The 9,270-nt window shown below is 26.6% G+C and carries 9 protein-coding genes and 1 pseudogene; 3 read left to right on the top strand and 7 right to left on the bottom strand.

Translation table 11 applies throughout. The annotated features are described in order from the left end of the window. The 5 genes from ACERKK_RS08000 to ACERKK_RS07980 form a co-directional block, all read right to left on the bottom strand. Window positions 1–425, bottom strand: a 425-nt coding sequence (locus ACERKK_RS08000) for a Na+/H+ antiporter NhaA (RefSeq protein WP_373772558.1), incomplete at its 3' end; no start/stop codon positions are given. Between the two features lie 71 nt (window positions 426–496). Then, window positions 497–1,804 (bottom strand): UDP-N-acetylmuramate--L-alanine ligase, encoded by a 1,308-nt coding sequence (murC, locus tag ACERKK_RS07995; protein ID WP_373772557.1) that lies wholly within the window; start codon window positions 1,802–1,804, stop codon window positions 497–499. Beyond that, complete coding sequence (locus ACERKK_RS07990) at window positions 1,804–2,385, bottom strand: hypothetical protein (RefSeq protein WP_373772556.1); 582 nt, start codon at window positions 2,383–2,385, stop codon at window positions 1,804–1,806. Before ACERKK_RS07990 ends, murC begins: the two co-directional genes overlap by 1 nt. Next, window positions 2,378–3,508: a succinyldiaminopimelate transaminase gene (locus tag ACERKK_RS07985; RefSeq protein WP_373772555.1), complete on the bottom strand. Its 1,131-nt coding sequence runs from the start codon at window positions 3,506–3,508 to the stop codon at window positions 2,378–2,380. The genes ACERKK_RS07990 and ACERKK_RS07985 overlap by 8 nt, the downstream gene beginning before the upstream one ends. A 24-nt stretch (window positions 3,509–3,532) precedes the next feature. Then, window positions 3,533–4,960, bottom strand: coding sequence for a COG3400 family protein (locus tag ACERKK_RS07980; protein WP_373772554.1), 1,428 nt, complete (start codon window positions 4,958–4,960; stop codon window positions 3,533–3,535). Between the two features lie 114 nt (window positions 4,961–5,074). Here ACERKK_RS07980 and tgt point away from each other — a divergent pair, with 114 nt between their 5' ends. Further along, complete coding sequence (gene tgt / locus ACERKK_RS07975; protein ID WP_373772553.1) at window positions 5,075–6,196, top strand: tRNA guanosine(34) transglycosylase Tgt; 1,122 nt, start codon at window positions 5,075–5,077, stop codon at window positions 6,194–6,196. Window positions 6,197–6,216: 20 nt separating this feature from the next. On the opposite strand, the gene ACERKK_RS07970 is transcribed toward tgt, so the two are convergent. Further along, on the bottom strand, window positions 6,217–6,891 hold the full coding sequence (locus tag ACERKK_RS07970; RefSeq protein ID WP_373772552.1) for a GGDEF domain-containing protein: 675 nt from the start codon (window positions 6,889–6,891) through the stop codon (window positions 6,217–6,219). 179 nt (window positions 6,892–7,070) lie between these two features. Here ACERKK_RS07970 and gatC point away from each other — a divergent pair, with 179 nt between their 5' ends. Together gatC and ACERKK_RS07960 are read left to right on the top strand one after the other, a co-directional pair. Next, window positions 7,071–7,361: an Asp-tRNA(Asn)/Glu-tRNA(Gln) amidotransferase subunit GatC gene (gatC, locus tag ACERKK_RS07965; RefSeq protein ID WP_373772551.1), complete on the top strand. Its 291-nt coding sequence runs from the start codon at window positions 7,071–7,073 to the stop codon at window positions 7,359–7,361. A gap of 51 nt (window positions 7,362–7,412) precedes the next feature. Then, window positions 7,413–7,712: pseudogene (locus tag ACERKK_RS07960) on the top strand (arsenate reductase family protein); the annotation flags it as partial. A 70-nt stretch (window positions 7,713–7,782) separates the two neighbouring features. On the opposite strand, the gene ACERKK_RS07955 reads toward ACERKK_RS07960, so the two are convergent. Beyond that, complete coding sequence (locus ACERKK_RS07955; protein ID WP_373772550.1) at window positions 7,783–9,147, bottom strand: class II 3-deoxy-7-phosphoheptulonate synthase; 1,365 nt, start codon at window positions 9,145–9,147, stop codon at window positions 7,783–7,785. Between the last annotated feature and the right edge of the window lie 123 nt (window positions 9,148–9,270).

Here is a 9,270-nt window from a genome sequence, read left to right as displayed (position 1 = left end):
AGTATCCCTAAAGCAAAGGCAATATCAGTAGCAGTAGGAATAGCCCAGCCTTTTAGAGCGAATTCATTATCAAAGTTAAAATATACAAAGATTAATGCAGGTACAAGCATTCCACCAATTGCTGCAATTGCAGGTAATGCTATATTTGAAAAAGTTGATAAATGACCTAAGATAAGTTCTCTTTTTATCTCTAAACCAATAAGTAAAAAGAATATGGCCATAAGACCATCATTAACCCAAAGTATTAAAGGTTTGGAGATTTCTAAGAAATCCCCTACTCTTAACTCTATTTTAGTATGTAAAAATGTAGTGTAAAATTCTGATAAAAAGGTATTACTAAATATTAATGCGATAATTGTAACAAATATTAAAATCAAGCCAGCTGTTGACTCTTTTTCTAAAAACTTTCTAACTAATATTTTCATAATATATTCCTTTTTATAAAGCAATATATTATTTTAGTATAATAACCTTTATTTAATGTTTAGAGAATTTATTAATGTCTTAGTTGATAAGTAATATCTCCAGCACCTACACCTAGAATAATTCCATCTTCATAAGTTTTTACAATTTTATTATCATTAATTAATTGTATTTTTCCTTCTGATGTTTGTAAACTATGTGCAAAAATAGGATTATAAACTTCAAACTCTTTTTGGAAATTTATATCTACTTTCTTTTCACCTGCAACTGTCCATAAAGGCAATATTACTAATTCATCACATCCTTTAAAACAGGCTTTAAAGCCTTCAAGATTATCAATAGTTCTTGAGTATTTATGAGGTTGCCAAATTACAACTTTTTTAGACATTTTTTTGATTTTATCATATTCAAGTATAGATTGAATTGTTGCTAAGATTTCTGTTGGATGATGTGCATAATCATCAATTACAACAAATTTATCGTTTGATTGAACAACATCAAATCTTTTTTTAATACCTTTATATTTTAAGATATTAGTTTTAATTTCTTCAATACTTAGTTCATTTAATGCAGCTAATATTGCTAAAGATGCGTCTAAAGCTATATGATAACCAAATCCCCAAACTTCAAAATATCCATAATCTAATAATTCAAATTTTGTATAAGGTTCATTATCTTTTAAAACATAAGAAACATTTTTTATATCTTTACTTGGATATAACTTTATTGTATCTTCATCTATTTTTAATTTTTTTAGATATTCATCTTCTGCATTTATCACTCTTTTTTTTGCAAGGTTTATAAATGTTTCATAAGCTTGAAAAAATTTATCATAATCATAATTATAATATTCCATATGTTCAGGTTCTGCATTTGTTACTATTGAACAATAAGGGTTTGAAAGTAAAAAACTAGCATCAGATTCATCAGCTTCAAAAGCAACTAAATCATTTACATATTTAAAGTTTGAACCAAACTCTTTTGATATTGCACCAATAAGTGCTGAACTTTGTAATATTGAAGCTAAGATTGCAGTTGTAGTAGACTTACCATGCGCACCTGCTACACAATAATTCTTTTTATCACCTAATACAATTGGTAATGCTTCTTTTCTTGATAATGTTCTTATTTGTTTCATTCTTGATTGGATTAATTCAGGGTTTTCATCTGTAACCGCAGCTGAATAAATTACTAAATCAAAATCTTCTTGAATATTATCTGCACTTTGAGGGCAAGTTACTTTTATACCCTCATTTATTAAATCTTCTGTAATAGGAGATTTTTTCATATCTGAACCACTAATTTCGTGTCCATCATTATTTAAAAATCTAGCTAAGGCAGAAAGGCCAATTCCACCTATACCAATAAAATGAACTTTCATTAACTATCCAATAGATGTTTTAAATTTGAATACTCTTTTGCTAAAAGTTCACTATTTTTATTAATAAAGTTTTCTTTTTCAAAATTGAAATTAATGATAAAATATCCATATTTTTCATCTTCACTTTCTTTTTCAAAATCTACTTCTTTATCATAAAAAGTATCTAATTGTTGTTTTTGTGATAACACAATAATTAATACATTTAATGCTTGTTCTAAGATATTATCATCAATAATATTAGCTAATACAAAAATTAATTCTTTTGCTCCATCAAAATTATCATAAGACCATTTCTCAATTGCATGTTCATAAAAAGCTCTTACATAAAGTAAATTATCACCTTCCAAATTTAGTCTTTTATTTTCATTTACAATAACTTCTACATTCTCAAAAGAAGTTTTTAAAATCTCTTCATATAATTTATTGATTTTTTCTTCATCTAAATCTAATACTAACATTGAATCTAATGTCTCATACATAGCAGAAATATTTTTTTCTGCCATTGATTTAATTCTTGTTTCTTCTAAATAATCTAAGAACTCAGGATTTGTTCTTGCTTCATTTAACTCTTTTTTATCCATTTATAAAATCCTTTAATCTTAATAATACTTCTTTTGTTTTTTCTTCATTTTCAACAAGTGCAATTCTTACATAGTTTTTACCTTGTTCTTCTCTACCTAAGAAAGAACCTGGTACTACTTTTATATTTTTTTCTTTATATAAGTTTCTAGTAAATTCTAATTCATCTTGAACTTCTAACCAAATATAAAATGTAGCTTGTGGTATTTTTGTTCCTAAAATTTCTTCTGCTAATATAAAGTTTTGCTTATATACAGATCTAAAGTAATCAACATGCTCTTGATCATTCCAAGCAACAACAGCAGCTTGTTGTAATGGAACTGGTGATGCACAACCTACATAAGTTCTATATTGTAAATACTCTTTTAATATCTTAGCATCACCTGCTACAAAACCTGAACGTAATCCTGGTGCTGAACTTCTTTTTGAAATAGAGTTCATTACAAGTACATTTTTAAAATCAGTATTTCCAACTAAAATACTTGCTTCTAAAAGTGATGCTGGTTTATCTTCTTTATTAAAATAAATTTCAGAATAACACTCATCATTTATTAAAATAAAATCAAACTTTAATGCTTTTTCAACCCATACAGATAACTCTTCTTTACTCATAGAACCAGCTGTTGGATTATTAGGAAAGTTTAAAATTACAAGGTCACATCTTTGTAATTCTTCATCACTTAAATGTGCTTTGAAATCATTCTCTTTTGTAAGATTAATATGAATAACTTCAGCACGACTAGCAATTGCAGCACCTTCATAAATCTGGTAAAAAGGATTTGTATATGCAATTACAGGATCTTTAATATCAAATAAGGCAAATTGAGGGAAGTTAAATAATGCTTCTCTTGTTCCAAAAGTTGGAATAATTTGATTAACATCTAATTTAACATCAAATCTTGTATTTACAAAATTTATCATTGCATCTTTTAATTCTGGTATTCCAGCACTTGCAGGATACTTTTTTAGTAATGAACTAGAGTTTTTTAGTGCATTTTGTATAAAATCAGGTGTTTCAAATTTTGGTTCACCAATAGTTAAAACAGATTCTTCAAAATCTTTATTTGCAGTAACATCTTCTAATAATATTGCTAATTTTTCAAAAGGGTATTTTTCAAAATTCATTTTATTTTGTCCTTAATTTATATTTTATTCTTCAACTATTGGAACTAATAATTGATTATATTTATTCATATCAAATGATATAAAATCCGTGTTTGTATAGAAGAACTTCCATGAAAATCTTTTCTTGAACATCTCTTCTTTTAAAGGTAATATTTGAAGCATATTTTTTTGTTTTTTTAATTCACGTATTGGATTTTCATTACTAGATACAATTTCAATTTTTTCATTAAAAATTTTTGAAAGATTTTCAAAATGGTCTAATAAATTAGATTTATTCTCTTCTTCTCCAATTGGGTCTAAATCAAATATTTTAGTTTTTGTTTTTAGCTGACTTGCTACATCAAATACAATTGGTGAAATTTGTTCATAAGAGTGTGTATCATTTAAAATTACAACTGTTCTTTTAATAGATTTTAGTTTTTCATTACCTAATTTAAATAATGGAACTTTATGAGATAAAATACTCTTAATTTGATCTTTATTTTTAAACATCTCTTGAGTTAGCATCATCATACCAATATCATATTTTCTAAAATCATTTTTTAGTATTTTATAAAAACCGCTATTAGCATAATCTATTACTAAAGTAATTGTAGGAAAATGTTTTAGTTCATCTTTAATAAAAGTCATAATTGCAACAGTTGTTGGTCTAGTAACTCTTACTATTAACTTGTGATTTTTTAATTTTTGATTTAAAAACTTTGCTTCTTCTATTGCTTTTTTTACATTATCTTCATTTTGTAAGTAAAGGTCTAAATATAAATAAATATTATGACCAAATGGCATAGGAAACTGTCCTTGTGTTTTTCCAATAGCATTAAATACTTGCATTAAAACATCAGGTTTTCCAATAACTAAAATTACATCATTTGGTTTTAAAACAAGTGAAGGTTTTATATTCATAAGTTTTTGATTTCTATATAAACCAAAAATTTTCCACTCTTTTTGTTCTATTGAACCTATATATCTATAAGCATAAGAACTTCCAAAAGGAACTCTAATCTCCATTATTTCACCCTGTCTTAAACCAATATTTTGGGCAACAACAGGAATATTAGGAAGTCGTTCAACCATTCCATTTGCTAGAACTTCAATACCTTTATAAACATTAACATAAGGATCATCAATTTTTAATCCCCAATAATCTAAAATAGTCATTTGTAGATTATCTTTATGCTCTTTTATATTTTTAATAACATTTAACATTTCATCTTTTGAATTTAATGCTATTAAAACTTCAGTATGAATATTCTTATCCAAAACCATTGCTAGTTTTGACTTTGAAGTTGGATCAAACTTATAAAACGTAAAACTCGAAGGTTTTTGTACTGGCAATATTGCATCACTCATGTAAATCACATCATAAACATTATCGCCTGTGTTTGCTTCAACGATTCTATGCATAAGATTTTTTGCAACAATACCATCTAATATAATTAATATCTTTTTCATCGCAATATTATATCTTTTTAAGATTAATAGTAGTTTGTATATATTTTATTAAAATTTAAATATTAATTTACTTTGGATATAATTTCATAATTTTAAAAAAGGTTTACATAACTTATGCAATTTACAATAGATGCAACATCAAATAAAGCAAGAGCTTGTACAATAAAAACAGCTCACAGTACAATACAAACTCCAGTTTTTATGCCAGTTGGTACTCAAGGAACAGTAAAAGCACTTGATGCTAACGATATGTTAGAACTTGGTGCTAAAATTATTTTAGGGAATACTTACCATTTATACCTAAGACCAGGAAGTAAAACAGTTAAAAAATTTGGAGGACTTCATGGTTTTGCAAAATTTCCTAACTCATTTTTAACAGATTCAGGTGGTTTTCAAGCATTTTCTTTAAGTAAAAATACAAAACAACATGAAGATGGAATTATGTTTAAATCACATATTGATGGAAGTAAACACTTTTTTACTCCACAAAGTGTTTTAGATACACAGTATGATTTAGGTTCTGATATTATGATGATATTAGATGATTTAGTTGCTTTACCAAATACACAAGAAAGAATTAAAAAATCTATTGAAAGAACAACAGCTTGGGCAAAAGAAGCTATTAAATATCATAAAGAACAACAAGCAAAAGGTATTGGTGTAAATCAAAATATTTTTGCAATTATCCAAGGTGGAACTGATAAGAACTTTAGAAAATTAAGTGCAGAACAATTATGTGCACTTGAAGATTATGATGGGTTTGCAATTGGTGGATTAAGTGTTGGTGAGCCAAATGCAGATATGTATGAAACTGTTGAGTGGACTACTCAGTTTATGCCAGAAAATAAGCCAAGATATTTAATGGGTGTTGGAACACCTGAAGATTTAATTGAAAATATCGAACGTGGTGTTGATATGTTTGATTGTGTAATGCCTACAAGAAATGCAAGAAATGGTACTTTATTTACTTCTTTTGGAAGATTAAATATAAGAAATGCACAATTCAAAGAAGATGAAGGTCCAATTGATCCTGAATGTGAATGTTATGCTTGTAAAAACTACTCAAGAGGATATTTAAACCATCTTTATAGAGCGGGTGAAATGACATATTTTAGATTAGGTTCTATGCACAATATTCATTACTATTTAAATCTTATGAAAGAAGCAAGAACTGCAATTTTACAAGATAACTGGGATAACTTTAAAAAAGAGTTCTACGAAAAAAGAAGTAAATAGATTTTCTTTTAATCAAGTAACTATAAAACTGTCATAGTTACTTGATTTTTTCCATCTTTTTTAGACTTTTCTAAATTCTCACATGCTTGCGTAAATAAATCTTCTTTATTTAAAGATTTATTTCTTGAAATTACTGCACCAATTGAAATAGTTAAAAAACCATGATCATTCTCTTTATGTTCTATTTGTTTTTCATAAACAGCATCTTTTATACTTTGTGCTAATTTTAGAAATTCGTGTTCATTTTGAAAGCAAGTAATATATGTAAACTTATCATCTTCATATCTAAATACAAAATCGTTTCCTCTTCTTGCATAGTTATTTAAAACTTCACCAATAACTTTAAAAACTTCATTTGATTTTGATAAACCATAAATCTCTTTATATTTATTGAAAAAATCAATATCTATTAATAAAAAGTTTAAATCATAATAATTTCTTTTTGCTCTTGAAAATTCAATATTAAAAGTATCTTCAAAACTTTTTCTATTTCCTAAAGAAGTTAACTCATCAATTATATATAAGTCTTCAAGCTTTTTATTTAATTCTTGAAGTAGAATATCTTTTTTATCTAATTCAGCTAATAAAATATCATAGTTTAATTTGATTTGATTTAGCTGTGTTATTTGTTCTTCTGATTCTTTTAATCTTTCTTTTAAATTCTTATTCTCTTCTAAACACTCTTTATTGTCCATTATTAACAAATCTCCACAAATTATTATTATTGTATATAATATCACATCATATTAATTTTTCTAATAAAAATATTAAAGATATTTGTTATTAATCCCGTAACAAACTCTTTTTAGTTATAATATTACCAATTTAAAAATGTACAAAATACACTTAGTATATAATTGAAAAAAGGAATAAAATGACTGTTGATGATAACTTAATAGCCAAACTATCAAAACTATCTAGCTTAGAAATTGATGATTCAAAAAAAGAAAATTTAAAAACAGAACTTGCTGATATTATTAATTTTATTGAAAATTTAAATGAAATTGATGTTTCAAATATTGAAGCTACTTTTAGTACAGTTGAAGGTGGAACACCACTAAGAGAAGATGTAGCAAAACAAGATTTAGAACTATCAAATCATATATTAAAACATGCTCCAAAAAGTGAAGACGGATATTTCGTCGTTCCAAAAATTATTGAATAGGAAAAACAAATGATTAGGGTTTATGGAATAAAAACCTGAGATTCTGTTAGAAAAGCCTTAAGGTTTTTTAAGGATAACAATATAGAAGTTGAATTCTTTGATTTTAAAAAAGAATTACCAGCTTCAAATTTAATAGAATCATGGGTACAAAGAGCTGATATTAACTTACTTTTTAATGCAAGAGGTACAAAATACAGAACTTTAAAACTAAAAGAATTAAATTTAGATGATAATGGGAAAAAAGAATGGTTAATAAAAGAACCAATGCTTTTAAAAAGACCATTAATAGATTATGATGATAAAGTAATGGTAGCTTTTAACGAAGATATTTATAAAGAAACATTTTTATAATTTAAAGTAAAAGGTATAAAAAAAGGGGAAGTTTTAAAACTTCCCCTTTTTTATTTGCTAAAAGATTTACTTATAAAACTAAATCTTTTCTAGCTTCTTTTAAAGTATCTGCAATCATAAATGATAATTCAAGTGCTTGGTCAGCATTTAATCTTGGATCACATTGAGTATGATATCTACTTGCAAGACCTTCTGTTGTAACTGCTGAACTTGTACTTCCTGTACATTCTGTTACATCTTGTCCAGTCATTTCTAAGTGAATACCACCTGCATATGTTCCTTCTGATTTATGAATTTGGAAGAATTGTTTTACTTCTGATAAAATTGCTTCAAAATCTCTTGTTTTATAACCATTATCAGCTTTAATAGTATTTCCATGCATTGGATCACATGACCATAATACATTTTTACCTTCTCTTTTTACTCTTTCAAGTAATTTAGGGTAGAAATCACCTACTTTATTAGCACCCATTCTTACAATAAGATTTAATCTTCCTGCTTCATTTTCTGGGTTTAAAGTATCAATTAATTGAATTAATTCATCTTCTTTCATAGAAGGTCCTACTTTACAGCCAATTGGGTTTTTAATACCTCTAAAATATTCAATATGAGCATCTTTTAAATCTCTAGTTCTATCACCAATCCATAACATATGAGCAGCACAGTTAAACCAATCACCAGTGATTGAATCTTTTCTTGTTAAAGCTTGTTCATAGTTTAGTAAAAGTGCTTCATGAGAAGTAAATAGAGTTGTTTGTGCTAATTGAGCTGTTGTTTCACTTGTAATTCCACAAGCTTTCATAAAGTTAAGTGCTTCTGAAATTTTATGCGAAACCTCATCATATTTCTCACCTAAAGTATGGTCATTAACAAAATCAGTATTCCATAAGTGAACTTGATTTAAATCAGCCATACCACCTCTTGAAAAGGCTCTAAGTAAGTTCATAGTTGCAGCACTTTGATTATATGCTTTTAATAACTTCTTAGCTTTTGGATTTCTTGATTTTTCTGTAAAGTCGATATCATTTACAATATCTCCTCTATATGAAGGTAAAGCAATACCATTTACTTCTTCAAAATCAGATGATCTTGGTTTTGCAAATTGTCCTGCAACTCGTCCAACTTTAACAACAGGACAGCCACCTGAGAAAGTTAAAACTACTGCCATTTGCATCATTACTTTAAATAAGTTTTTTATATTATTTGCATCAAAAGAAGCGAAAGATTCAGCACAATCACCACCTTGTAATAAAAAAGCTTTACCATTTACAACATCTGCTAATTGACTTTTTAAATTAAGTGCTTCACCTGCAAAAATTAAAGGAGGATAAGAGCTAAGTTCTTTTTCAACTTTTTTTAATTTATCCATATCAGTATAAGTAGGTTGTTGTTTGATTGGAAAATCTCTCCAAGAACTTGGATTCCAATTTTTCATATGTTTGCCTTTTCTTTTATTTAATAATTTTTGAAGATTCTATCTAAATATTTCTTAACTTATATATGACTTAATGTCATCAACTTGTAATAATTAGTTAATTAATTTTGCTAATAAATCTTT

The organism is Poseidonibacter sp., from assembly GCF_041821165.1.
Classification (GTDB): Bacteria; Campylobacterota; Campylobacteria; order Campylobacterales; family Arcobacteraceae; genus Poseidonibacter.
Note: the sequence above shows the minus strand (reverse complement) of the source record. Positions and strands in the feature narration are given on the sequence as shown.

What these genes read in the sequence shown, in the direction of transcription:
- ACERKK_RS07990 (WP_373772556.1), bottom strand. Translation starts at nt 2,385, where the DNA reads ATGGATAAAAAAGAGTTAAATGAAGCAAGAACAAATCCTGAGTTCTTA.
- ACERKK_RS07970 (WP_373772552.1), bottom strand. Translation starts at nt 6,891, where the DNA reads ATGGACAATAAAGAGTGTTTAGAAGAGAATAAGAATTTAAAAGAAAGA.
- ACERKK_RS07980 (WP_373772554.1), bottom strand. Translation starts at nt 4,960, where the DNA reads ATGAAAAAGATATTAATTATATTAGATGGTATTGTTGCAAAAAATCTT.
- murC (WP_373772557.1), bottom strand. Translation starts at nt 1,804, where the DNA reads ATGAAAGTTCATTTTATTGGTATAGGTGGAATTGGCCTTTCTGCCTTA.
- ACERKK_RS07955 (WP_373772550.1), bottom strand. Translation starts at nt 9,147, where the DNA reads ATGAAAAATTGGAATCCAAGTTCTTGGAGAGATTTTCCAATCAAACAA.
- tgt (WP_373772553.1), top strand. Translation starts at nt 5,075, where the DNA reads ATGCAATTTACAATAGATGCAACATCAAATAAAGCAAGAGCTTGTACA.
- gatC (WP_373772551.1), top strand. Translation starts at nt 7,071, where the DNA reads ATGACTGTTGATGATAACTTAATAGCCAAACTATCAAAACTATCTAGC.
- ACERKK_RS07985 (WP_373772555.1), bottom strand. Translation starts at nt 3,508, where the DNA reads ATGAATTTTGAAAAATACCCTTTTGAAAAATTAGCAATATTATTAGAA.